The 22,130-nt window shown below is 65.9% G+C and carries 24 protein-coding genes; 12 read left to right on the forward strand and 12 right to left on the reverse strand.

Annotated features, from left to right (window positions below; translation table 11 throughout):
- Positions 1-104 precede the first annotated feature (104 nt).
- The 7 genes from trbJ to ASD76_RS08595 are packed head-to-tail and all read right to left on the reverse strand — an operon-like array spanning position 105 to position 7,271.
- Positions 105-830 (reverse strand): P-type conjugative transfer protein TrbJ, encoded by a 726-nt coding sequence (gene trbJ / locus ASD76_RS08565; RefSeq protein WP_055921197.1) that lies wholly within the window; start codon positions 828-830, stop codon positions 105-107.
- The gene (gene trbE / locus ASD76_RS08570; protein ID WP_055921200.1) at positions 830-3,286 is read right to left on the reverse strand and encodes a conjugal transfer protein TrbE; all 2,457 of its coding nucleotides are present in this window, start codon (positions 3,284-3,286) and stop codon (positions 830-832) included. Before trbE ends, trbJ begins: the two co-directional genes overlap by 1 nt.
- Complete coding sequence (locus tag ASD76_RS08575; RefSeq protein WP_055921203.1) at positions 3,280-3,549, reverse strand: VirB3 family type IV secretion system protein; 270 nt, start codon at positions 3,547-3,549, stop codon at positions 3,280-3,282. Before ASD76_RS08575 ends, trbE begins: the two co-directional genes overlap by 7 nt.
- Positions 3,546-3,887, reverse strand: coding sequence for a TrbC/VirB2 family protein (locus ASD76_RS08580; RefSeq protein ID WP_055921205.1), 342 nt, complete (start codon positions 3,885-3,887; stop codon positions 3,546-3,548). The genes ASD76_RS08575 and ASD76_RS08580 overlap by 4 nt, the downstream gene beginning before the upstream one ends.
- Complete coding sequence (gene trbB, locus ASD76_RS08585; RefSeq protein WP_082553780.1) at positions 3,884-4,840, reverse strand: P-type conjugative transfer ATPase TrbB; 957 nt, start codon at positions 4,838-4,840, stop codon at positions 3,884-3,886. The genes ASD76_RS08580 and trbB overlap by 4 nt, the downstream gene beginning before the upstream one ends.
- A gap of 32 nt (positions 4,841-4,872) precedes the next feature.
- Positions 4,873-5,277: a hypothetical protein gene (locus ASD76_RS08590; RefSeq protein WP_055921211.1), complete on the reverse strand. Its 405-nt coding sequence runs from the start codon at positions 5,275-5,277 to the stop codon at positions 4,873-4,875.
- The gene (locus ASD76_RS08595) at positions 5,277-7,271 is read right to left on the reverse strand and encodes a conjugal transfer protein TraG (RefSeq protein WP_055923087.1); all 1,995 of its coding nucleotides are present in this window, start codon (positions 7,269-7,271) and stop codon (positions 5,277-5,279) included. The genes ASD76_RS08590 and ASD76_RS08595 overlap by 1 nt, the downstream gene beginning before the upstream one ends.
- A gap of 472 nt (positions 7,272-7,743) precedes the next feature.
- On the opposite strand from ASD76_RS08595, the gene ASD76_RS08600 reads away from it, so the two are divergent.
- The 4 genes from ASD76_RS08600 (at position 7,744) to ASD76_RS08615 (ending at position 11,469) form a co-directional block, all read left to right on the forward strand.
- Positions 7,744-9,021, forward strand: a complete 1,278-nt coding sequence (locus tag ASD76_RS08600) for an MBL fold metallo-hydrolase (RefSeq protein WP_082553693.1) — start codon at positions 7,744-7,746, stop codon at positions 9,019-9,021.
- 15 nt (positions 9,022-9,036) lie between these two features.
- On the forward strand, positions 9,037-10,257 hold the full coding sequence (locus tag ASD76_RS08605) for a DUF2235 domain-containing protein (protein WP_055921218.1): 1,221 nt from the start codon (positions 9,037-9,039) through the stop codon (positions 10,255-10,257).
- Between the two features lie 160 nt (positions 10,258-10,417).
- Complete coding sequence (locus ASD76_RS08610) at positions 10,418-10,882, forward strand: mobile mystery protein A (RefSeq protein ID WP_055921221.1); 465 nt, start codon at positions 10,418-10,420, stop codon at positions 10,880-10,882.
- A gap of 2 nt (positions 10,883-10,884) precedes the next feature.
- Positions 10,885-11,469 (forward strand): mobile mystery protein B, encoded by a 585-nt coding sequence (locus ASD76_RS08615; protein WP_235506585.1) that lies wholly within the window; start codon positions 10,885-10,887, stop codon positions 11,467-11,469.
- Position 11,470: 1 nt separating this feature from the next.
- Here the strand turns inward: ASD76_RS08615 and rlxS are convergent, their stop codons facing one another.
- The 3 genes from rlxS to ASD76_RS08630 all read right to left on the reverse strand — a co-directional run bounded on the left by rlxS (position 11,471) and on the right by ASD76_RS08630 (position 14,890).
- Positions 11,471-13,429 carry a relaxase/mobilization nuclease RlxS gene (gene rlxS / locus ASD76_RS08620; RefSeq protein ID WP_055921226.1) on the reverse strand — a complete coding sequence of 653 codons (1,959 nt, stop codon included), beginning with the start codon at positions 13,427-13,429 and terminating at the stop codon, positions 11,471-11,473.
- 393 nt (positions 13,430-13,822) lie between these two features.
- Complete coding sequence (locus ASD76_RS08625; protein WP_156457600.1) at positions 13,823-14,176, reverse strand: hypothetical protein; 354 nt, start codon at positions 14,174-14,176, stop codon at positions 13,823-13,825.
- A 276-nt stretch (positions 14,177-14,452) separates the two neighbouring features.
- Positions 14,453-14,890, reverse strand: a complete 438-nt coding sequence (locus ASD76_RS08630; protein WP_055921232.1) for a single-stranded DNA-binding protein — start codon at positions 14,888-14,890, stop codon at positions 14,453-14,455.
- Positions 14,891-15,252: 362 nt separating this feature from the next.
- Between ASD76_RS08630 and ASD76_RS08635 the strand changes: the two genes are divergently transcribed.
- Positions 15,253-15,849 (forward strand): SOS response-associated peptidase, encoded by a 597-nt coding sequence (locus ASD76_RS08635; RefSeq protein ID WP_055921234.1) that lies wholly within the window; start codon positions 15,253-15,255, stop codon positions 15,847-15,849.
- Between the two features lie 475 nt (positions 15,850-16,324).
- Here ASD76_RS08635 and ASD76_RS08640 read toward each other — a convergent pair whose 3' ends face one another.
- Entirely contained in the window at positions 16,325-16,591 is a 267-nt protein-coding gene (locus tag ASD76_RS08640; protein ID WP_055921237.1) for a hypothetical protein, read from the reverse strand.
- 539 nt (positions 16,592-17,130) lie between these two features.
- On the opposite strand from ASD76_RS08640, the gene ASD76_RS08645 reads away from it, so the two are divergent.
- A complete protein-coding gene (locus tag ASD76_RS08645; protein ID WP_156457601.1) occupies positions 17,131-17,646 on the forward strand; it encodes a TetR family transcriptional regulator in 516 nt (171 codons plus the stop codon).
- Entirely contained in the window at positions 17,646-17,801 is a 156-nt protein-coding gene (locus ASD76_RS18215; RefSeq protein WP_156457602.1) for a hypothetical protein, read from the forward strand. The genes ASD76_RS08645 and ASD76_RS18215 overlap by 1 nt, the downstream gene beginning before the upstream one ends.
- Before the next feature lie 6 nt (positions 17,802-17,807).
- On the opposite strand, the gene ASD76_RS08650 is transcribed toward ASD76_RS18215, so the two are convergent.
- The gene (locus ASD76_RS08650) at positions 17,808-18,617 is read right to left on the reverse strand and encodes a YfdX family protein (protein ID WP_156457603.1); all 810 of its coding nucleotides are present in this window, start codon (positions 18,615-18,617) and stop codon (positions 17,808-17,810) included.
- 132 nt (positions 18,618-18,749) lie between these two features.
- Here ASD76_RS08650 and ASD76_RS08655 point away from each other — a divergent pair, with 132 nt between their 5' ends.
- The 5 genes from ASD76_RS08655 (at position 18,750) to ASD76_RS08675 (ending at position 21,919) form a co-directional block, all read left to right on the forward strand.
- A complete protein-coding gene (locus tag ASD76_RS08655; RefSeq protein WP_055921248.1) occupies positions 18,750-19,379 on the forward strand; it encodes a BON domain-containing protein in 630 nt (209 codons plus the stop codon).
- Positions 19,363-19,983: an HdeD family acid-resistance protein gene (locus tag ASD76_RS08660; protein ID WP_082553694.1), complete on the forward strand. Its 621-nt coding sequence runs from the start codon at positions 19,363-19,365 to the stop codon at positions 19,981-19,983. The genes ASD76_RS08655 and ASD76_RS08660 overlap by 17 nt, the downstream gene beginning before the upstream one ends.
- A 62-nt stretch (positions 19,984-20,045) precedes the next feature.
- Positions 20,046-20,258: a hypothetical protein gene (locus ASD76_RS18455; RefSeq protein WP_055921254.1), complete on the forward strand. Its 213-nt coding sequence runs from the start codon at positions 20,046-20,048 to the stop codon at positions 20,256-20,258.
- 181 nt (positions 20,259-20,439) lie between these two features.
- Positions 20,440-21,003, forward strand: coding sequence for an Hsp20/alpha crystallin family protein (locus ASD76_RS17945; protein WP_162249652.1), 564 nt, complete (start codon positions 20,440-20,442; stop codon positions 21,001-21,003).
- Positions 21,004-21,301: 298 nt separating this feature from the next.
- Positions 21,302-21,919, forward strand: a complete 618-nt coding sequence (locus tag ASD76_RS08675) for a hypothetical protein (RefSeq protein WP_156457604.1) — start codon at positions 21,302-21,304, stop codon at positions 21,917-21,919.
- The last annotated feature ends 211 nt before the right edge of the window (positions 21,920-22,130 follow it).

Consider the following 22,130-nt stretch of genomic DNA (forward strand, 5'->3'; position numbering starts at 1 on the left):
AGCTGGGAAGAACGGGATGCCGCGGGACTCCCTGGGGGGATCATGAGCCCCGCGGCAGGCGCAGCGGAGCGGACGCCGCGCGCCAAAGCGACCTTAGGGGAGCATCAGTCGGCCCCGGGCGTATAGGCCCGCTCTCTTGCGAGGAACCGTCGCGTGGCCTCGCGCCCGTCGGCCTCGGCCTGTGCCCGGCGCGCTCGCTCGACCGCCTCGCTGCGAAACTCGGACGTCATCAACGCCTGCAGCTGGACCTGCTGCTTGACCCCGAGCGCGAGCAGCTGGCTTGCCGCCTGCTGGGCCTGCAGCGCGCCGACCGCGCCCTGGCTGCGCGCGACGAGCGCGTCGATGAGGCCGGAATCCTCGGCGATGTTTTCGGCGACCTGCGCCTGCACGCCCATCGCGTGGCGATAGCCGGTCGCCGCCGCCTCGAGCCGGGCGCGCGCCTGCGCCAGGCGCTCATTGCGCGGCAGGGCGTTCGCGGAAGCGCCGGGGAACAGCTCGGCGACCTGCCGATCGAGCGTATCGACATTGAAGTCGATCGCCTGGGCCTGGTCCATGAGGGCCTGGATGCGCTGCATCGCGTCCCTGATCTTCGCAAGCTGGGGGAAATCGATCCGCTCGAGGTTACGCGCCGCGGCCTGGACCATCTGCGCCTCGTTCTGGAGCGAGCGGATCTGGTTGTTGATCTGCTCGAGCGAGCGCGCCGCCTGGACGAGGTTCTGCGCATAATTGGCAGTGTCGAACACGGGGATCGCGGCCGCCGGGGCGGCGGGCAGCGCGATCGCCAGCGGCAGGCCGGCGGCGAGCGCGCAGGCGGTGAGCACAGTCTTCATCACATGTCTCCTTGGGGCTTGGGGGGAGCGGGAAAGTCGGGGAGCGCCGCGGCCGCCCAGCGGAGACCGCTGGCCTCAAGCCAGCGGCGCGCGAAGTCTTCGGACGGACCGTCGGCCAGGATGGCGTCGATGCGGCGCTGTGCCGCCGGGTCGGACGCGCCGCAGAGCGCGAGCGCGATCGGTCCGAGCCCGAGATCGAAGAGGCGATTGCCGCGCCGCGATTGCAGGTAATAGTCGCGCTTGGGCGTCGCCCGGGCGATCAGCTCGACCTGCCGCGCGTTGAGTCCGAAGCGCTCGTAAGCCGCGCGCGCCTGCGGCTCGACTGCGCGGTCGTTGGGAAGGAAAATCCGTTGCGGGCAGGACTCCACAATCGCCGGGGCAATCGAGCTGTCGGCAATGTCGGCGAGCGACTGGGTCGCAAAGACGACGGAAACGTTTTTCTTGCGCAGGACCTTGAGCCACTCGCGGATGCGCGCGGCGAACAGCGGGTTGTCGAGGTAGAGCCAGGCCTCGTCGAGTACGAGCAGGGTGGGGGGGCCGTCGAAGCGCTCCTCGAGCCGGTGGAACAGGTAGGTCAGCACAGGCATGACCGCGCCGGGCCGGTCCATCAGCGTCTCGGTCTCGAAGCCCTGGAGATCGCCGAGCGCGAGCCGGTCCTCGCTTGCGTCGAGCAGCGCGCCGTAGGGGCCTTCGAGCGTATAGGGTGCAAGCGCCGCGCGCAGCGGACCCGACTGCAGCAGCAGCGTGAGCCCGGTCAGCGTGCGCTCGCCGGCCGGTGCCGAAGCGAGACTCCCGAGCGCCGACCACAAGGCTTCCTTGACCTCTGGGGTTACAGCTACCTTCTCGTGCGCAAGCAGGCCGGCAAGCCACTCGGCCGCCCAGCTGCGCTGGGGCCCCTCGTCGATCCGCCGCAACGGCTGAAACGCGAGCGCGTCACCTCCCCCTTCCCCGCCCGATCCGAGCGCGTAGTGCGTTCCGCCGCAGGCGAGCACCGCGGCGCGAGCCGACCAGCCCTTGTCGAACAGCACGACGCGCGCGCCCGGGTAGCGGCGGAACTGCAGGGCCATGAGCGACAGCAGCACCGACTTCCCCGCCCCGGTCGGGCCGACGACGAGCATGTGGCCAACGTCGCCGACATGGGTCGAGAGGCGGAAGGGCGTCGAGCCGCCGGTTTCGGCAACCAGCAGCACCGGACCATCGAGGTGCGCGTTGCGCGCAGGGCCAGCCCAGACCGAGGACAGGGGCATGAGATGCGCAAGGTTGAGCGTGTGCAAGAGCGGCTGGCGCACGTTGGCGTAGACCTGCCCCGGCAGGCTCGAGAGCCAGGCCTCGACCGCATTCAACCGTTCGCGGATCAGGGTGAACCCTAGCCCGTTCACGACCCGCTCGAGAGTGCGCAGCTTCTGCTCGGCGCGCGCCGGGTCGGCGTCGGCGACGGTGATCGTCGTCGTCAGGTAGCCGAAGGCGACATAGTCCTGCCCGAGCGCCTGCAGCGCAAGGTCGGCGTCCTCGACCTTGTTGCCGGCGTCGTTGTCGATGAGCTGGACGGGCTGGTTGGTTATGACTTCGCGCAAGAGCGCGGTCACCGACTTGCGTTTGTTGAACCACTGGCGGCGCAGCTTCGTGAGCGCCCTTCCCGCCTCGGTCCGGTCGAGCGCCACGAAGCGGGCGACCCAGCGATAGGCGATATCCTGATGGTTGAGCGCGTCGAGCAGGCCGGGATGGCTCGTCCCGGGGAAGCCCAGTACGGTCACGGTTCGAAGGTGCTGTTCCCCGAGCATCGGCTCGAGCCCGCCGACGAGCGGCGTGTCGGCGATCAGCGCGTCGAGATAGACCGGCGTCTCGGGCACCGCGACGCGGTGACGCCGGGCCGAGACCGTGCCGTGCAGGAAGGTCAGCGTCTCCCCGTCATCGAGCGCACGCACCTCGGGCATGATCTGCGCCAGGAGGTCGCCGGCACGCCCGGTCTCGGACTGGAACCACGCCAGCGCCTCACGCCAGTCGCGCCCGCCCCTTTCGGCCGACCGATCGCGCGCGATGAGCGCGCGCTCGGCCCTGTCCCGGGCATCGGGCGGAGGCAGCCACACCAGCGTAAGATGGAACTTGCTCTCGTAGTGATCGCGCTCGCTCTCGAACCCCGCCTCACGCTCCTTCTCGACCAGCCACGAGGCCGCGTCGGGAAACTCGCTTTCGGGATAGCCGAGCGCCTCGACGCGCTCGGCGTCGAAGAACAGCGCCCAGCCCGACCCGAAGCGCTTGAGCACATTGTTGACCCGCGCCGCGGTCGCGACGAGCTCGGCCTCGGTCGCGCTCTCGAGATCGGGGCCCCGGAACCGGAACGAGCGCTGGAAGCTGCCGTCCTTGTTGAGCACCACGCCGGGGCCAACGAGCGCCGCCCACGGCAGATGATCGGCGAGCCGGTCGGTGCGGCGGCGGTATTCACGCAAGTTCAGCATGCGAAGTACCCCCGCTGCCGCAGGTGCCGCGCGAGCACTGCGAAGACGTCGGGATCGCGCCGCGCGGCGAAGACCGCGAGCGTATGGCCGAACGCCCAGACCACCAGCCCGGCGATCCACTGCTGCAGCCCGAGGCCGAGCGCGGCAGCGAGCGTGCCGTTGACGATCGCCACCGTTCGCGGCGCCCCGCCGAGCAGGATCGGCTCGGCGAGCGCGCGATGGATCGGGGCTTCGAAGCCCTCGATGTGAGCCGCTCCGGTCATCCGATGAGCGCCCCGCCGCCAAAGCTGAAGAACGAGAGGAAGAACGAGGAGGCGGCAAAGGCGATCGAGAGGCCAAAGACGATCTGGATCAACCGGCGGAAACCGCCGGCGGTCTCGCCGAATGCGAGCGTCAGCCCGGTGGTGATGATGATGATCACCGCGACGATCTTGGCGACGGGGCCCTGGACGGATTCAAGGACCTGCTGGAGCGGCTCCTCCCAAGGCATGCCCGAGCCCGCCGCGCGGGCCTGAACCGCAAGCAGGACCGCGGCGAGCGCCACGCCAACGGCAAGACCCGGAACCGGACGGCGCGACGGGGTGACACGTTCCTGGATCATCGGACGGGCTCCATTTCTGTTGCTTCAGGGATGAGCGGGGTGAGGTCGTAGTCGCCGGCGGCATCGAGCCCTTCGACAGCGGCAAGCGCGCCAATCCTGCGGCTCGCGCCGCGCCCGGCGATGAACACGACAAGGTCGATCGCTTCGGCGATGAGGCGCCGGGGCACGACGACCGCGGCCTCCTGAACGAGCTGCTCGAGGCGGTAGAGCGCGGCCGGCGCGCTGTTGGCGTGGACCGTGGCGATCCCGCCCGGATGCCCGGTGTTCCAGGCCTTGAGCATGTCGAGCGCCTCGCCGCCGCGGACTTCGCCGACAACGATCCGGTCGGGGCGCAGCCGGAGGGTGGAGCGCACGAGGTCGGCCATTGTGGCAACTCCGGGGCGCGTGCGCAGCGCGACGACGTCAGGCGCCGCGCATTGCAGCTCGCGGGTGTCCTCGATCAGGATCACCCGCTCGTCGCGCTCGGCCATCTCGGCGAGGAGCGCATTGGCGAGCGTGGTCTTGCCCGAGCTCGTCCCGCCGGCGACGAGGACGTTGCGCCGCTGCGCGACCGCGTCGGCGAGGACCTCGGCCACCGCGCCCGACATGATCCCGTCGGCCACGTAGTCGGCCAGGCAATGAACTCGCGATGCGGGCTTGCGGATCGAGAAGCACGGCCCCGTCGCCACCGGCGGGAGCACGCCCTCAAACCGCTCGCCGGCAAGCCCTTCGCCATGAGGCGGCAGCTCGGCGCTGACGATCGGCGCGAGGGCATGGATCTCGCTCTTCGCGTGGCTCGCAACGAGGCGCACGATCCGCTCGACCTGCGCCGGCTCCAGCCGCACGCCGGTATCGCAGCGCCCGGTACCCAGCCGGTCGAGCCTGAGCGACCCGTCGGGATTGACCATGATCTCGATCACAAGCGGGTCCGCCATGGCAGCGGCGATTTCGGGGCCCATCGCCGTGCGCAGCATCGCCCTGCTGCGCAGCGCGGTTTCGGCCGCGCTCACCGGGTCCCCTCCTCGGGCAGCAGCGCCAGCCGCCCGCTGGCGAGCTGGCGCCCGACGCGCTCGACGAACGTCGCGAACCGGTCGCGCCCGATGGCGCGTGCCGCCTCGTCGCCGTCCGCCACCGGCGGGGTCACGGTCAGCATGTAGCGCACGAACAGCGCCAGGCTTTCGAGCTCGACGTGGCCGTTTCGCTCGATCCGCGCGAGCTGGCCAGAGATCCGGTCGAGCCGGACTGCAAAACGCTGTTCGAGCGCATCGAACCCCTGCCTGTCGAGCCAGGCTTCGACCGCAGTCGCGAGCAGCCGCGACTTTGAGGCGCCAGGCGCCAAGGCAAGTTGCTCGAACCTCTCGGCAAGGGGCGCCGGCAGGAAAAGCTGATAGCGGATCGACGAACCGGCCATCAGAAGCTCGGGACCAGATCGTCGCCGCGCGCCGATCCCTCGTTGACCCCGTGGGCGGCAACGACCGGCGCCAGAGCCGCGGGCGCAACGGACGCTACACCGTCATCCTCGATGTCAAAGCCGAGCAGGTCGAGTTGATCGGGCGACGGCGTCTTGCGCCGCCGGCGGGACGGCAGGACGGGCTCGCGTGCCTGTTGCAGGCCGCCGTCCGCTGCGCCTGGGGCCTCCCCTGCCCGATCCAACGAAACGACGCTCGCCACATAGCCTGCCCAGTCGTGCCGACGCGGCTCGGGCGCGTCGGCCCAGGCACCGCCGAAGTCCATGACCGGCGGCGGCAGGACGCGGCTCGCGAAATTGCGATCCTCGTAGTAGCGCAGCTTGCTCGCGCGGACGGGGGCGAGCCCCGAAACCAGGACCAGTTCGTCGCGCGGATCGAGTTGCATGACCTCGCCCGGAGTCAATAAGGGACGCGAGGTCTCCTGGCGGCTGACCATGACATGCGCGAGCCACGGCGCGAGGCGGTGCCCGGCATAGTTGCGCATCGCGCGCAGCTCGGTTGCCGTGCCAAGCGCATCGGAGATGCGCCGCGCGGTACGCTCGTCATTGGCGGCGAACGCCACCCGCACGTGGCAGTTGTCGAGGATCGCGTTGTTCTCGCCGTAAGCCTTGACGATCTGGTTGAGCGATTGCGCGATGAGGAAGGCCCGCACGCCGTAACCGGCGAGGAACGCCAGGGCGGTCTCGAAGAAGTCTAGCCGCCCGAGCGCCGGGAACTCGTCGAGCATGAGCAGCAGCTGCCGGCCGCCGGGCTTCTCGGGCAGGCGCTCGGTCAGCCGCCGGCCAATCTGGTTGAGCACCAGTCGCACGAGTGGCTTGGTGCGCGAGATGTCGGAGGGCGGAACGGCGAGGTAGAGCGTGACCGGCCGCGCGCCTTCCATGAGATCGGCGATCCGGAAGTCGCATTCCGCGGTAGCGGAAGCGACCGTCGGGTCGCGGTAGAGCGAGAGGAACGAGACCGCGGTCGAGAGCACGCCCGAGCGCTCGTTGTCCGACTTGTCGAGCAGTTCGCGGGCCGCTGCTGCAACGACGGGATGAACGCCGCTCTCGAGATGACGCGTGCTCATCATGGCGCGCAAGGTCGCGGCAAAGCTGCGCCCGGGATCCGACAGCAGCGCCGCGACACGCGCCAGGGTCTTCTCCTCTTCGGCGTAAAGCACGTGCAGGATCACGCCCACGAGCAGCGCGTGACTGGTTTTCTCCCAGTGGTTGCGGCGCTCGAGGGCACCCTCGGGATCGACGAGGATGTCGGCGATGTTCTGGACGTCCCGGACCTCGTGTGCGCCCCGCCGCACCTCGAGCAAAGGGTTGTAACGCGCCGAGCGGGCGTCGGTCGGATCGAAGAGAAGGCAGTGCGAGAACCGCGAGCGCCAGCCGGCAGTCAGCCGCCAGTTCTCGCCCTTGATATCGTGGACTACCGCCGATCCGGTCCACGAGAGCAGGGTCGGCACGACCAGCCCCACGCCCTTGCCCGAGCGGGTGGGCGCAAAGACCATGACATGGTCGGGCCCCTCGTGTCGCAAGTACCGCCCGGCAAACCGTCCGAGCATCACTCCGCGCTCACCGAGCAGTCCGGCGCGCTCCACTTCGCCGACCCCGGCCCAGCGCGCCGACCCGTAAGTCGTGACCAATCCCGTCTGCCGCGCGCGCCAGAGCGATCCGCCGATCGCCGCCGCGCAGCCCAGAAACCCGCTCGTTCCGGCGAGCGCCCCCGCGCGATCGAACACATGAGGCGCATAGGCCTCGTAATGGTACCACCACGCGAAGAGGGCCCAGGGGCGATAGACCGGCAGGTTGCCCGCCACGAACCAGGCGGGCCCGAGCCGCGGCTGATAGCCGAGCATGGCCGCGGCCCACTGGGTGCCGACCCACACGCCGAGCCCCATGATCGCAAACACGACCAGGATCTGCCCGATCAGGAGTTTCGTTGGAGTCACGCCGCATTCCCTGCCGGCACCGCGCCGGCGTTTCGGGAGCGATGGATCGCGCGATCGCGGCGCGGGCGACAGGCCGCCCTGGACGCACCCGAACGCAGCATGACGAATCTCGATCGAGTTCGACTGCGGAGCCCTCGCGGATATTGAATCGAGCCGAAGCGCGCGGCGTCGTCTCCAGGATGGCCGTTGCTGCGTCAGATCGCCCGGACGATGCTTTTCGAGTCCGGTCTCGCCGTCAGCTGTCGCTACAGAAGCGAGAATTTCCTCCAATTCGAGGACAACGGAATACCATGACCATCGTAAATATGATCAGCGGACGTCCAAAAACGAAGTTATTCGTTGGGGCGCCACTCGCCCTTGTCAGCCGCAACGTCTATTCTGCCGGAAATTAATAAAGTGGACCGTTGTTTCTCAAGGATTCCTGTTGTAACCGAATACGCGGCTACGAGTTCTAAAGCACGGGGGGTGTGCAATGAGGACTTTCCGATACGTGGCCGCGTGCATCTCGGTGGCGCTGACAGCGCTGACGCCGGCAGCTGCGCACGCACAGGATCTAGTGGTCAATCGCAATGTGACTGTCCGCGAGGAGCCGGACCGGGACACCCCGGTCATCGACTATGCCGTTCCTGGCGACACCTTCGATGTGCTCGACGCAGGGCAACGGCAGAACGGCTATTACCATGTTCGCCTGCCCGACGCTCGCGAGGGCTGGGTCTACCAGACGTTCGTTCGCCGGCTGAATCCGGATGCGTTAGTCGCAGCCGTAAGGCCCGACGAAATGGTCGTCCATTTCATCGACGTCGACCAGGGCAACGCCGCGCTCCTCGAGTTTCCCTGTGCGGCAGTGCTCATCGACCTCGGCGGCCGCGGCGATGATGCCGCGATGCATCTCCTGGCCTACCTCAGGAAGTTTTTCGAGCGCCGGACCGATCTCAACCGCCGTTTTGCCGCAGTCTACGTCACCCACACGCACGTCGACCACAACAGCAACCTCAAGCGCTCGATCGATGGGCGCTACCTGGTGGGATCATACATCCACAACGGGAGGCTGAACGGTTCGGGACGCCCCGACGCTGTCTGGATGGCGAGCTACCTGACCGCACAGTCGCCCGACATCGTGGGGCTGGCCATATCAGAGTCCGAGGTCGAAGCCGCTGGTCCAGGAGGACTGACAAACGCGGCGATCGACCCTGTGCAGTGTGCCGGGGTCGATCCGCAATTCCGGGTTCTCGCGGGAGGACGCGCGACCAACCCGGGCTGGTCGAATGACGATTTCAAGAACGGCAACAACCACAGCGTCGTCATTCGCGTCGACTTCGGAGAAGCCTCGTTCCTGTTTCCGGGCGACCTTGAAAACGCAGGGATAGCCGATTTGCTGACGCGTTACGCGGGGACCGGGCTGCTTGATGTCGATGTCCTCGAGGTAAGTCATCACGGCGCGGAAAACGGCACCACTCCGGCGCTGCTGAGCGCGCTCTCTCCCGAGATCGCGATCATCTCGATGGGTCCGGAGCGTATCCAGCAACAGTGGACCGCCTACGATTATGGGCATCCACGGCAACTGACCGTGCAGGCGCTCGATCAGGCGGTGTCGGGCTCGCGACCTCGCAGGACAGTGCGCGTCGCCAGCGGTCAGGAGACCTTCGTCGATTTCGACCTCGACCGCGCAATCTACGCAACGGGCTGGGACGGCGACATCGTACTCACCGCAAACCGTTCAGGGGCCTTGAGCGTCCGAACGACGCACTAGCCGTCAGGTAACAGCATGGCCAAGTCACCGACACCTCCGCAAGGCCGCAATCTTGTCGTTTGCTGCGACGGGACCAACAACGAGATCGGCGTACTGCTCTCGAATGTCCTCAAGCTCTACCGGATCGCCGACAAGAACGCGGAGCAGATTACCTACTACAGCCCCGGCATCGGCACGATCGCCATGCCGGACGCCTGGGGACGGTGGCGCCAGCTGGCGCGATCCTTCTTCGAAATGGGCACCGGGGCCGGGCTCGATCGCGACGTGCTCGCCGCTTACTGCTTCTTGTGCCGTCACTATCGCGACGGCGACAAAATCTTCCTCTTCGGCTTCAGCCGCGGGGCCTACACCGTTCGGGTGGTAGCCGGGTTCATCTACCTGATCGGCCTGCTGCGCGAGCACCAGATGAACTTCGCCGGCTACGCGCTGAAGGCGTACAAGGCCGCGAGCGAGACGGATAACTACAGGGTCGCCCAGGACTTTCAGCGGGTGGTGACCCCGCAATGCGTCCCGATCCATTTCATGGGCGTATGGGACACGGTTTCCTCCGTGATAGTGCCGGGGCGCGCGCCGTTCTCGAAGCTCAGGCTCGAAGAACTTCCCTACACCTCAAACAACCCCGCGGTTGAGACTTTCCGCCACGCCATCGCGATCGACGAGTTCCGTCGCATGTTCCGCGTCAAACGCTGGGACGAGCCGCAGGATTTCAAGTTCAATCCCCACTCGGTGATCAAGTCCCCACTTAAACAGGACATACGCCAGGTGTGGTTTGCAGGCTGTCATTCCGATGTCGGCGGAGGCTTCATCGAGAAACAGAGCGCGCTGTCCAAGTTTCCGCTTCTGTGGATGCTGGAGCAGGCCAAGGATCACGGGCTCCATATCCGAACGGCGATGGTCAATCACATCGTCAAGGGTCATCCGCGGGTCAATGCCCGCACCTATGAAAAGCCCGACGCGGCCGGACCGCTGCATATCTCGATGAAATGGTATTGGCGCGTGCTCGAGATCTTTCCCAAATCTGTTCGTTACCTCGACTGGAGGCCGCGCCGGCGGCTCCTTGGCAAGTACATCCCCTGCTGCGAACCTCGCACCATTCCCGTGGACAGCTGGGTTCACAGGTCCGTTGTCGATCGCAAGGCCCGCGTGAAGGGCTACAAACCTGTAAACTTGCCGCCCAGGTTCGAGATCGAGTCGATGACTGGCCCCCTCACGCCGCCGGCCAAACGCCGAAAATAGGGGTGCTCAACCCCCATCGGACGGGATTGTCATCGACCATTCTGATCGATTATACTCGATCATCTTTCGATCAATGATCTCTCATACCCGATCATTTTTGTTGACATTTGATCATCCAAAGCCGATCAATTGAGATCAGAACGATCGATCGGAGCCGATCATGGATACGAGAGCCTTAGCCAGAAAGCACCTTGAGCGGCGCCTTGCGCCGATCAGAGGTCAGCAAAATCTCGTTCGCCCCCCGCGCGGGTGGATTCGCGCGGTGCGCGAGGCTCTTGGCATGACCACGCGCCAACTCGCGCGCCGAATGGGCAAGGTCCAGTCTGCCGTGGTCGAGATGGAACAGAGCGAAGCACGCGACTCGATTACACTCGCGACCTTGCGTCACGCCGCCGAGGCGCTCGACTGCACGCTCGTCTATGCGCTGGTCCCCAACCGGCCGATAGACGACATGCTGCGCGCGCGCGCTGCCGATATCGCCTCGCAACTGCTCGCACGCGCCAGCCACACCATGGCGCTGGAAAACCAGGCGCTCGACCTTGCTGCATTGGAGGCAGAGCGAGAGCGCCTGATCGAGGAGATCCTGCGCCGCCCCACAGCCCGTTTGTGGGACGAGTCTTTGTGACAGTGGATCTGTTAGCTGATGAGGACGGCAACACCCCACTCAGCGCCGAAGAGCGGCTCGGGCTTATCCCGTCCTACGTCACCTTGCGGCAGGAGCTGAACGAGATCGAGCAGATCAACATCACAGAAGGCGAACGCTGGGCGTTTGGCCGCGCCCGCGACATCCTCGATGAAGGCTACTTGCGCGAACTTCACCGTCGCATGTTTGGCAAAGTTTGGAAGTGGGCCGGAGACTATTCACGCGAGAACAACCGCCGCATCGGCTCCGACAGCGTCATGATCCCCCTCGATCTGCGAGGCCTTCTTGACGACGTGCGCTACTGGATCGACCATGGCACCTACCCTCCCGACGAGATCGCGCTGCGCTTCCATCACCGGCTGACCCAGATTCACCCCTTTCCCAACGGGAATGGCCGGTTTTCCCGCCTGGCGGCCGATCTTCTCGCGGTGCACCTGGGACAGCCCCGCTTCACCTGGGGCCGCACGAATCTCGTGGAGGCGGGTGCTACGCGGCGGCAATACATCGATGCACTTCGCGCCGCCGACGGTCACGCCATCGACTCGCTCCTGGCGTTCGCGCGTTCCTGACTCACCGTTCGATCTCGGGCCCCCGCCGGATCGTCCAGCTGGTGCCGGCCTCGCGCATGATCCCGGAGACCTGCTTTCCGATGGCGCGCCCGAGCACAGGCCGCCACGGCACCAGCGAGAACTCGCGGCTGTTCTCGACAACCGCGAACCGTCCCGAGGGCAGGTCGAGCCGCCGCGCCACAAGGCCCTCGACTCGAATACCCTCACCCGGGTCGACGTAGTCCTTGCCGGTCTCGCGCGCATAACCCGCGGCTACGCGCAGCAATTCCCGGCGCCTCAGCAACGCCAGCGTCCCGGTGCCCAGCACGACCTCGCCCCGATGCTCGCTCGCGAGGCCACGCTGAAGCAACCAGGCGCGCCGCAGGGCCAGCGCCGCGCGCACCTCGCGCCCGAACCCCGCGTCGCGCCCCTGTACCCCGTCGCCGGCGGCCAGCACGTCATCGAGCCAGGTGGCGCCGTCGTGCGCGGGCAAACCCTCGAGCGGAACCGGAGAGAGCACCTCGACCCCCACCGGTCGCCCCTCCAGCATGCGTGCCTCGTGCCGTTCGACGCGCGCCAGGTGATCGGCCGGAATGGCCCAGATGCCCTCGCTGTCCCGCTCGAGGCGCAGGCTTCGGCGCAAAGCCTCGAGCCGCCGTACGTGCGTCTCGATGTAGGCCGCCGTCGCGCCGGGATCGTGCCGGCGATGAAGATCGGGGCTGTACCGCCCCGAGTGGGCTGCCGCGATCGCCGATATCGTCCGATCGCTCTCGCGCACGCCGCCCGCACGCGGCACGAGGCGCACGATCGCACCGGCCGGCAAGGTCCCGATCCCATCGCCGCCGCCGATCCGCGCGTAGTGCGCGCGGCCGTCGACGGCATCGATGACGAGGTAGTGCCGGTCGCGGTGCTCGTCGTCGAGGCCCCGCGCCACGACCCGTCCGACCAGGTCCTGCCGCAAGACAGGCTCGAACACATGCTGGGCGCCGGGTGCCCGATCGAGGCCTGCGGCGGTCAGCGCGCGCTGCATCGTGCGCACGATGTCGCCGCGCTCGCCGAGCGCCCGAAGCGCATCCTCGAGACCGGCGGCCAGTTGCCAGCGACCGCCGCCGCGTTCTTCGGCCAGGCCGAGCGCCGCGAGCTTGCGCAGCCGTCCCGCCTGCAGCGCCCAGTCGAACATCGAACCCTCGCCCACAGCGACAATCCCCTGGTCGTCCGCCATGTGCAGTATCCGGCGATCGATCTCAGTCAGCCGCTCGGCCTCGACGTCGCGCCGCAGGCGCTGCTCGATTTCGCGATCGGTACGTGGGCCGAGGTCGAGCGAGACGAGCTCGCACGCACGCTCGCGCATGCCGCGCGCGATATACTCAGGCGCGATGACCAGGTTCTCGCCGCGATCGTCCTTGCCGCGCAGGATCACATGCGTGTGCGGATGCAAGGTGTCGGCATGATTTGCCGCGACCCATTCGAGCCGCGTCCCGAGGTCGTCCTCCATCCGAGCCATCAACCGGCGAATGAGGGAACGCAAATCCTCGTACTCAGCGCCATCCTCGGCCGAGACAATGAACCGGAACTGGTGGCGGTCGCTCTCGCAGCGGGAGAGGAACGAGCGACCGTCGGCCGCATCCTCGCGAGCCGAATAGAGCTCGCCCGTGCCGCCTTCGCGCCCGACCCCGTCTCGCTGGATGTAACGCAAGTGCGCGGCGGCTGCCCCCATGCCTTTGCCCGCGAGCCGTACGAGCCGGGTCTTGACCACCGCCCGGCGCGCCCGCAGGCCAGCGCGCAAATCGCGCGAACCCAGCAGGCGTCCAGCCGCAGCGCCTCGACTCAACCGGCTGCCGGCAAACCGACGTCGCCCTGCCCTGTCGGAAAGGCCGGCCCGCATCGCCGCGGCGAGCACGCTATGAAGATACTTGCGGCCACGCTTCGAACGCGCTGATCGCATCCGGCCTATCGTCGGTTCAAAAGGGTGGTCGCGCATGGTTCCTCCAAAGGGTTGTCCAGAGGATGGCGTGCAGACCCTATCCGCGACACTGGTTCACCGACGACGCTCGCGGCAAGAAGGCTGCGAGCTCAGTCGATCGCAGGGTGACCAGGGCCCCGATCCATCGGTTCGAAGGACTGAGAGACGAACCATCTCGCGCCCCGTCAGGCCGTCTCCCGGCAAAAAGATGTGCAGACAAGGACTTGGCGAGCCTTGCGAGACGGTCCCTTTATCTTGCCCTCCCCGCCCTTCTTCCTCGTGCTCCCAGCCCTCCTTCCTTGCCAGGTCTCCCTCACGCGATCGCCGCCCGATCATGGGGGCCGACGAACAGAACGAAGGGGAGCGACGCCGGGCGCGCCGCTCCCCGAAAACCTGCCGATCGAATGGCGTTCAAACTGCGCGTTCGAACGCAGCCAGCGCGTCCTCACGCCTGTCGCACCGGTGCTGCCAGAGCAGCGCTACGGCCGCCCCATCGCCATCGGCCAGGCACAACGCGGCGTGCCAGGACCCATCAAGGAAGCTGAGGATCGCCACGCGAGACAGGTCGGTTTCGCCATCATCGCAGTACTCGAAATCCCACCCGAAATGCTGCCCCAGGTAGCGCTCCGAGATACGCGCATCCCACAGGAAATCGAGCGCCTCGGCTTCCAGGATCCGGGCCGCCAGCACAGCCCCGAACTCCGCCCGCAGCGCATCCACGAGACCCTCGCAAGCGCCCGAACCCCTTACCGGATGAATGGTCATGACCGTCTCCTTTGCTTCGTCTTCCCGATCGAAGACACGCCTCCAGGAGCGGGCGGCGGGGCGGCTGTCAGGGACGCGCAAGGCTGGCCTTGCGCGCCGCGAAGCGGGGCGTGGGGGAACCGATTTGCGTGAGCAAATTGGGGGGACCGCGCATCCTTGAGAGCCGCCCCGCCGTCCGCCACACTGGGCCTCACCGAGAAGAGCCCTCCCCCTCTCCTTAGCCAGGCAAGCACAAAAAGAGCTCGGCGGCCGAAGCCGCCGGGCTCATCGTCAGGCTCAGAACGGGATGTCCTCGTCGCCGAGTTTGGCTTGGTCGCCGGCCTGATCACCTGCCTTGTCGATGCCCTCCCCGGCCTCGCCCTTGTGCGGGCGGTTGAGGAACTGGACATCGTCGGCGATCACTTCGTAGCCGAACCGCTCGACGCCTTCGCCATCGGTCCAGCGGGTGTTGTGGATCCGGCCGCGCACCGAGACCAGCATGCCTTTGGTGGCATGCTGCGCGATGATCCGTCCGAGCCCGTTGAAGCAGGTCACGCGGTGCCATTCGGTGTCCTTGGCGGTGAAACCGCTCTCGTCCTTGTAGGTCTTGCCCTCGCTGTCACGCTTCACGCGGCTGGTCCCGAGGCTGAAGGTCGAAACTTCGGTTCCGCCACTGGTGGTGCGCTTCTGCGGGTCGGCGCCGAGGTTGCCGACGAGGATCACAATGTTGGTCATGATAGGTCTCCTGTTCGTCGCCGGGACCATCCCGTCGACAGCCCGGACAAGGGCGAGGCCAGCGCGGCGGCACGCACCGCGGGCGCCAGCCAAGGGGCACCTCGGCCCAAGGCCGGCGCGGGCAGCCCGCAGGGCAACACGGGCCGCAGGGCCGCAGGTTGCGCGCCGTCGCGGCCGAGCCAGAGGGGCTGGACAAAGGAGAGGGATGGCCAGGCAACGATCATCAGCGAAGACCGTCACCAACATGCCTGAGGGCCAAGAGATCAGGTCGGAGACGCCCCGCTGCCGCAGCAACGAACCCAAGGCTGACCTTCGCTTGGGCCCGGTTGACACAGCGGCCCGCAGGGAAGAGCCTTGACGCCATGTGCAACCTCTACCGCATGACGAAGACAACCGCCGAGGTCGCCAACCTGTTCAACGCGGTCGAGCTCGGCTCGAGCAACGCGCCTGCTGAAATCTATCCGGGCTCTCCCGGCCTGGTCGTCGCCGGCGGCGAGCTTCGCAGCATGGTCTGGGGCTTCCCGCTCAGGCTCAAGGGCATGAAGCCGGATGCAAAGCCCAAGCCTGTAAACAACGCCCGGGCCGATAAGCTCGACAGTTTCATGTGGCGTTTCAGCTTTGCCGAACGGCGTTGCCTGATCCCGGTCACCGAGTTTGCCGAAGCAGAAGGCGAGAAGGGTAGCAAGACACGGACGTGGTTCTCGCTGCCCGAGGAGGATCTCTTTGCCGTCGCGGGGATCTGGCGAGAGACCGACGAATGGGGCCCGGCCTATTCCATGGTCATGACAGAGGCGTGCGTTCACGTGGCCGGCGTGCACGATCGCATGCCGGTCATCGTGAGACGCGAGGACTGGGCCGACTGGCTCGACGGACCGCCCGACGCGGCGGGCCTGCTTTGCCGGCCTTACCCCGCGATGATGAGTGTGCACCGGACGACGGACCTCTGGGTGCGGCGCTAGCCGAGCTTCCGTTGCCCCTCTTGTCTCGCATTGGTTCGGCAAATTCGCCGTCTCTTGAGCGGGCGGCCTGCCCCCCCCTAATTTGACCCGCGAGTGGATTAGCCCTGCAAAGGATTGCTATGTCGGACATGCTCATGACCGGCGTTCTTGTGGCAGGCGGCTTCGTGATCGCCTATTTTCTATCCGAGTGGGCTGCGCGCCGATGGATTGAAAAGCGCACGGCCGCGCAAGCCCAAGGAAGCATCGCCAGATCAATCTGCCGGCAATTAAAACCTCTATCACAAGTCTATTTCGGAACGGGTCAGGGGGCGCGTGATTGTCGAACTGGACGCGTCCTCGCCCTCCCCCTCCCAAATGAGCCGGCGCGTCCACCCCCCTCCCCCGCGGCAGCAGATCCACGCAGGCTATCGACCGTAGCTCCACGATGGATGGAGGCGCTTGGTTCGTGCTCGAAGGCATAGCGGCGCGCCGACCGCTATTCTTCGGGCTTGCCCCAGGCCACAATCCAGCGGGGCTTTTGCGGCTTTTCCAGAGGCTCCGCGAAAATGCGGGCCTTTCGCTCTCCGCACGCCTGGCAGCGCATGCGCCGCTCGATCGCGACGATGGCCTTTTTCCCCCGGATCTCCATCGAGAGCACTGCGGGGTCGGCGATCACGACGTGCTTGCACGCCTGACATTCAACCCGGAGGTGATAACCCTTGCGGGCAAAGTCGCTGAGCGAATCGAGGCGGTGCCGGACCATCGACCCAGCTGGAACATATGAGGAACACCCGCAAGGGTGCCGCCCAGTCGCCGGGACGGTTAGTCCACCATGTCGGCAACAAGGCGCCGAAGGTCATTAAGAGGGATGTTTGAAACGGGCCGGCTGACGTCAACCGTCAGAAGCCGGGCTCGCCCGCGCAGCGCGGGGAGGGTTGTGGCGCTCTTGAACGCGCCGAATGTTTGAAATGTCATTAAATCCTGGTGGGCGGCCACGGGCCGCCTGTTCTTATGTTTATGATTGGCCAGAGTGAATCGAGCGCCGCGGAAAGGGCGCACTCGGATCGTTCTCATGGAAACGGCGCGATCCGCCCTGTTGGCGGGCCATCGAACCAACACGGAGATGGGACGTTGGTCGCCGTTTTCAAGAGGGGCCGCTCGCGCGCGAACCCGTGCTGGCGAACCCTGGCGCGGCCGCACGATCTTACTTGCGCGCCTCCACCACCCGCTTACGATCTTCCATGGCTTTGGCGGCATCGAGCTCGCGCACTGCCTAATATCATTTCAGCTTAATGGCAGGGATTGGCCGATTGCGGACTGGCAGCTCTTCGGTGTCGGTGGGCAAAGCAGACCTTCGCTACTGACCTGCTCGACAACCGCTTTAATACCATTAAATTAATGGGACGATCGAGGACAGTTGTCAATCAGCAACCGCTGCGGCGGGAGACCATCGTTGCCACGGCGCTTCGGCTGCTCGAGGAGGACGGCCTCGACCGGCTCAGCATGGCTCGCATTGCAGGCGCGCTCGGGGTGCAAACGCCGGCGTTCTACTGGCACGTGCGCGACCGCGGGGAGCTTCTCGGCCTGAAGGCCGAGGAACTGCTCCGCCAGACGCTAGACAAGCTAGATCGGGAAGCGGTCGGCTGCGATTTCCTGATCATGTTCGGCCGCGCCGTTGCAAAGGACCAGGCAAGCGACGCCACCTTGCGAAACTCGTCGCGATCAGCAGCCCCACAGAGGCAGGCTACGAGCAAATCAAATCCAGAGTTCTCGATCCGCTCGCCAAGGGCGGCATCGCCAATCCGAGCGAAGCCCTGATGGCGGTGCTCTCGTTCACGCTGGGCTGGTCCCTTTTCACCACCAATCCGCCGATGCGAGCGCATCTCATGCTCGCCATGAACCCTGAGCAGAGCTTCGAAGCCGGTCTACAAGCGATCGCCGCGGGTTTTGGCTGCTCCGGTGACGGCAGGTAGGGCCAATCACGAGGGGAGGACGAATGATGCACCGGCGGAATTTCCTGGGCCAGTATCGCGCGTACCCGCGCAGCCTCCTCCGGCGCCGCTGCGCCTGTTCGGCAGCCGGCCGCGCGCGTTCGAGCAGGAGTTCCGCCCGAATGAGCGGCAGTGGCATAATGGTCTCCTCGACAACCAGTGTAGCCAGCGCGGCCTCGAGCGCCCAACGGCTTCCTGTGGACGGCCGTTCTTCATGAGCGCCGCTGCCTGCCTCAGCGCGTTCGGGTAGGTGGCCAATGGCAGGCTGGTGACGCTGAACACGTGCTCGCTGGCCAGATCTTTGATCAACCTGCGACCTTCCTGCAGTCGCCCGTTGTCGAGCGCCTCCTCTGCAGCGTTGCGCAAGGTATCAACATCCTCCGGTGTGACGAGGACGTCGTAAGTCCTTATGTCCACAGCCACCGGCGCCAGCGCGAGCTCTGGCTCCGCCGCAAGAACGACCTCGAGCTTCCCGGTCGCGCGCGCCAGCGCCTCGGCCGCACCGTCGTAATCCTCTTCGGGGAGTAGCCCCAGCGCCGCGTATGTCTGGTCAAGCGCGTCGGCGGCATCGGCGATGAGGGCCTTTCGCCTGTCAGCGAGCGCTGCGTAAGGTTTGGCCTCGTTTGAGGGGGCGTTCGCCCGCGACGAACTTCCTGCGGCGTTCGACGTGGAGGAGGCGGCAGTCTTGGCGTCCTCCGCCTCACGCTCGCAGGCGGCGAGCAGAAGCCCGAGCGCGAGTGCAAGCGAACAGGCGGTCCAGGGACGGGCGACGCGAGGGCTATATGTGGAACCGGGCATGAACTTTCTCCCGAGCCCGCCCCTCGCCAGCTTTCCTGGAGCACCTCCGCGTTTGCCTGCGCTGACGATCGTCAAGGCGGCGTCCTGCGCCGCGTCTAGCTTGACGGCTCCACTCAGGAATGGAGAGACCACATGGCCAGCGACAATGACATCAAGCGCGACGTTGAAGCCCAGCTCCGCTGGGATCCCGACATCGATGCCACCGACATCTCGGTGTCGGTCAAGGACGGCGTCGTCGCGCTCACCGGCTTCGTCCGCAGCTACAGCCAGAAATACGAAGCCGAGAAGGAGACGAAGTCCGTGCGCGGGGTGCGCGGCGTCGCCAACAACATCGAGGTCAAGCTGCCAAGCCTCAACCAGCGCGCCGATCCGGAAATCGCGCGCGACGCCGTCGATGCGCTCAAGCGCGAACTCCCCTATTCGAGCGAGAACATTAAAGCGGTCGTCCGCGATGGATGGCTGACGCTCGAAGGCGAGGTCGACTGGAAGTTCCAGAGCGAGCGCGCGGAAGAGGCGGTGCGCCGGATCAGGGGCCTGAAGGGCGTGACGAACCTGATCGAGATCAAGCCGCGCGCCGCGCCGAGCGAGGTCAAGGAGCGGATCGAGGAAGCGCTCAAGCGGACTGCCGAGATCGATGCGCAAAAGATCACCGTCGAGGTGTCGGGCAACGAAGTGACGCTGCGCGGCACGGTGCGCTCCTGGCTCGAGCCCGGCACCCCACCACATCTCGACACAGGAGGCTGCAATGAGAACCGTGTTTGATCCTCTTACCGAACGCGACCCGGACATTGCCCAAATTGCCGAGCTGTGGTGGGTGGTCGCCTTGCGCGGGGCCTTTGCCATCGCCCTCGGCATCATGGCCCTGATTTGGCCGATCGCGACCCTGCTCACGCTCGTGCTCGTGTTCGCGGCCTACTGCATCGTGGACGGGCTGTTCTCGATCATCCTCGCCGTGCGTGGCGCTAAGCGTCGTGAATGGTGGTGGTGGTCTGCGCTCTATGCGGTGGTCGCGTTGGCTGCGGCTGCGGTGGCGGTGCTTTATCCTGAGATCACCATGTTCGCCTTCGTGGCGATGTTGATTGTCTGGGCGTTGGTGAACGGCGTATTCTCGATCGCCGCGGCGTTCCGGCTTGGTCTGGCGTATGGTCGGGGGTGGCTCATCGCCAGCGGCGTCGTTTCCCTGATTCTCGCCACGCTGTTGATTGCATGGCCGGCGATCGGGCTGTTCACAGTGACGTGGATGTTCGCGTTCTACGCCCTGACGGCAGGGACGACACTGCTGGGACTGGCGCTTCGACTGCGTTCGCGGCATTCGCTTGCGAGAAGCGGCAGGCTGGGCGAAATGGAGACACCGCGCGCCACATGACGGCGCGCGAGTCTTGAGCGGCGGGGACGGCAATAGCCTACCTGGTCATTACCGAATCCGGTATGGGGCAGCTGGCCCATATCGGCAAGGAACACCCCGGGCTCGAGCCGGGCGAGATCGCTTACGGAGTCCTGGTGGCGCTCGCGCACGGCGACATGCCCGGCGAGGATGACGTACATTCCGGGCACCGCTTCACCGGTCGTCGTAAGGCGTTCCCCCTTGGCAAACCGCACGATACGGCCGAACCTCTTCAGCCGCTCCCGTTCCCCCTCTGAAAGAACGGGCAGGATCTGTTCGCGCCTGTCCTCGATCAACTTCGTTGTTCGGACCGCCATCGCACATCTCCTGCGACTGGGTAAGGCGGGCTCGCGTGATGCGCGGAATGACGATCGTCAAGGCGGACCGGGCGATTGGCGGCGAGAAGGGCGGGACCATCACTCACCAAGGAGATCTAACATGGCCAGCCAACTTCCTATGGCGGTCGGGCAACGCGGGGCCCTGCAGCGAATGTCGATGGATCCATTGTTGATGGTCCAGCGCGACATGGACCGCCTGTTCGGCAATCTCGTCCGCAGCATGGTCGGAAGCGAGGGCAGTAACGGCGAACTCGTCCTGGCGCCACGCATCGACGTCCGCCAGACCGAGGGTGGCCTCGAGATCGACGCCGAATTGCCGGGCGCGGACGAGCAGGACGTGGAGGTGTCCCTCGAGGGGGACGAGCTTACCATTGCCGGAGAGATCAGACGCGAGCACCAGGACGAAAAGAATGGCTACCGCCTCGCCGAGCGTCAGGTTGGACGCTTCCGGCGTGTCATCCAGTTGCCGTTCGAGCCTGATCCCGACAAGGTCGATGCCGAATTTCGAAACGGCCTTCTGATCATCCAGATTGCCTCACCGCCCCAGAAGGACCGAACCAAGCGCATCGCGCTAAAGTCGGGCGAACGGGGGGCGGCCTCGTCTCAGCAGAGCGATGCCTCGGCAAAGCCGGCCGAAGCACAGCGAGAAGCCGAGGATGCCTGACAGCTCGATGGCCGCGTTGAACTACCTCTGGGTAGCCAGAATGCCTGCTAGAGATCTGAGAACGGCCAGCACACTGTTGAGGTCATGAGGCAGCCCGCGCCTCAAAATCTCCGCTGGAGATTTTTCGTGGGGAGGTTGCTGACACGCGGCCTTCGCTAATCGAACATCGGAGTTGAGTCGCATTGCAGCCCTCCCTCACAGCCACGGTTGGCCGACCAAGGGGCTGCGCAAGATCAGCGCCCACCAAGACTGGATGCTCCATCCAGCCGTGGTGTGTGTGGAAAGGAGCGTCGGTCGAATGTTCAATGGCAAGTCTGCCGAGCCGATAGAAGCGGGAGCCGCGCGCGCTAGGGAGGTGGTCGGCACGGTCCGTCGCATTGAAGCCGTCGAGCAAATCGGCTCCGAGCTGCTTGCGGCCGGCTTCGACAGGTCCGACATTGATTTGATGGGCGAACACAAGGAAGTGCTACGCAGCCTTCACGCCACCTACCTGGATCCCGCGGGAATTGCCGAGGTTCCTGAACTTCCACGTCGTGAACTTGTAATGCGCTCCGACGACGCCCTCCTTAGTATTCTGCTATTCGGGATGCTGAGTGCCACGGGAGCGCTGATCGCATTGTTGCTTTCGTTCGGCGGCGAGGCCGGAACCGCAGGAATTCTCCTGCGGTCTGTTATTGGCGCGACCTTCGGTGTCCTGATCGCGTTTGCAGTTCGAAAGCGCGTGTCGCGTTTCAGCGCTCTGCAGAAGGACCTGCAACTTCATTCGATCGCGGTGTTTGTACGCGTAAGAGATGCAAACGAAGAGAACGTGGCCAAGGAGATCCTGATGAGGTGTGGCGCCTCGAACGTGCACGTTCATGAGGTCTTGCTCCGCCGACGGATCCCTAGTCCGTTCTGCGCTGCGCTGAAAACCTAATCAATCGGTTACGGTTCGCTAGACCTCAAATAGGCAGCTTCTTGCACGTGTAGCCGTCTAGATGACATACTCGGCCGGGCGGCTGGCAGCTGACGGTCCACTTGCGGGAACTGCTCATCGGCAGATGAATGACCGACATGGGCGCAGATCAGACTGACAGCTTATGGCCGATAGCGGACTGTCCGGTTTCGGGTGTCGGTCTCGCGAAAGC

Origin of the sequence: Altererythrobacter sp. Root672, from assembly GCF_001427865.1 — a bacterium.
In the GTDB taxonomy this organism is placed as follows: Bacteria; Pseudomonadota; Alphaproteobacteria; order Sphingomonadales; family Sphingomonadaceae; genus Croceibacterium_A.

Bases quoted from the DNA above. Each gene is read 5' to 3' on its own strand.
- ASD76_RS08610 (WP_055921221.1), top strand. From the start codon at position 10,418: ATGGATACGAGAGCCTTAGCCAGAAAGCACCTTGAGCGGCGCCTTGCG.
- ASD76_RS17945 (WP_162249652.1), top strand. From the start codon at position 20,440: ATGGCCAGCCAACTTCCTATGGCGGTCGGGCAACGCGGGGCCCTGCAG.
- ASD76_RS08575 (WP_055921203.1), bottom strand. From the start codon at position 3,549: ATGACCGGAGCGGCTCACATCGAGGGCTTCGAAGCCCCGATCCATCGC.
- ASD76_RS08660 (WP_082553694.1), top strand. From the start codon at position 19,363: ATGAGAACCGTGTTTGATCCTCTTACCGAACGCGACCCGGACATTGCC.
- ASD76_RS18455 (WP_055921254.1), top strand. From the start codon at position 20,046: ATGGGGCAGCTGGCCCATATCGGCAAGGAACACCCCGGGCTCGAGCCG.
- ASD76_RS08630 (WP_055921232.1), bottom strand. From the start codon at position 14,890: ATGACCAACATTGTGATCCTCGTCGGCAACCTCGGCGCCGACCCGCAG.
- ASD76_RS08605 (WP_055921218.1), top strand. From the start codon at position 9,037: ATGGCCAAGTCACCGACACCTCCGCAAGGCCGCAATCTTGTCGTTTGC.
- ASD76_RS08675 (WP_156457604.1), top strand. From the start codon at position 21,302: ATGTTCAATGGCAAGTCTGCCGAGCCGATAGAAGCGGGAGCCGCGCGC.
- trbJ (WP_055921197.1), bottom strand. From the start codon at position 830: ATGAAGACTGTGCTCACCGCCTGCGCGCTCGCCGCCGGCCTGCCGCTG.
- trbB (WP_082553780.1), bottom strand. From the start codon at position 4,840: ATGCTGCGCACGGCGATGGGCCCCGAAATCGCCGCTGCCATGGCGGAC.
- ASD76_RS08590 (WP_055921211.1), bottom strand. From the start codon at position 5,277: ATGGCCGGTTCGTCGATCCGCTATCAGCTTTTCCTGCCGGCGCCCCTT.
- rlxS (WP_055921226.1), bottom strand. From the start codon at position 13,429: ATGCGCGACCACCCTTTTGAACCGACGATAGGCCGGATGCGATCAGCG.
- ASD76_RS08655 (WP_055921248.1), top strand. From the start codon at position 18,750: ATGGCCAGCGACAATGACATCAAGCGCGACGTTGAAGCCCAGCTCCGC.
- ASD76_RS08625 (WP_156457600.1), bottom strand. From the start codon at position 14,176: ATGACCATTCATCCGGTAAGGGGTTCGGGCGCTTGCGAGGGTCTCGTG.
- trbE (WP_055921200.1), bottom strand. From the start codon at position 3,286: ATGCTGAACTTGCGTGAATACCGCCGCCGCACCGACCGGCTCGCCGAT.
- ASD76_RS08640 (WP_055921237.1), bottom strand. From the start codon at position 16,591: ATGGTCCGGCACCGCCTCGATTCGCTCAGCGACTTTGCCCGCAAGGGT.
- ASD76_RS08600 (WP_082553693.1), top strand. From the start codon at position 7,744: ATGAGGACTTTCCGATACGTGGCCGCGTGCATCTCGGTGGCGCTGACA.
- ASD76_RS18215 (WP_156457602.1), top strand. From the start codon at position 17,646: ATGGCGGTGCTCTCGTTCACGCTGGGCTGGTCCCTTTTCACCACCAAT.
- ASD76_RS08635 (WP_055921234.1), top strand. From the start codon at position 15,253: ATGTGCAACCTCTACCGCATGACGAAGACAACCGCCGAGGTCGCCAAC.
- ASD76_RS08580 (WP_055921205.1), bottom strand. From the start codon at position 3,887: ATGATCCAGGAACGTGTCACCCCGTCGCGCCGTCCGGTTCCGGGTCTT.
- ASD76_RS08650 (WP_156457603.1), bottom strand. From the start codon at position 18,617: ATGCCCGGTTCCACATATAGCCCTCGCGTCGCCCGTCCCTGGACCGCC.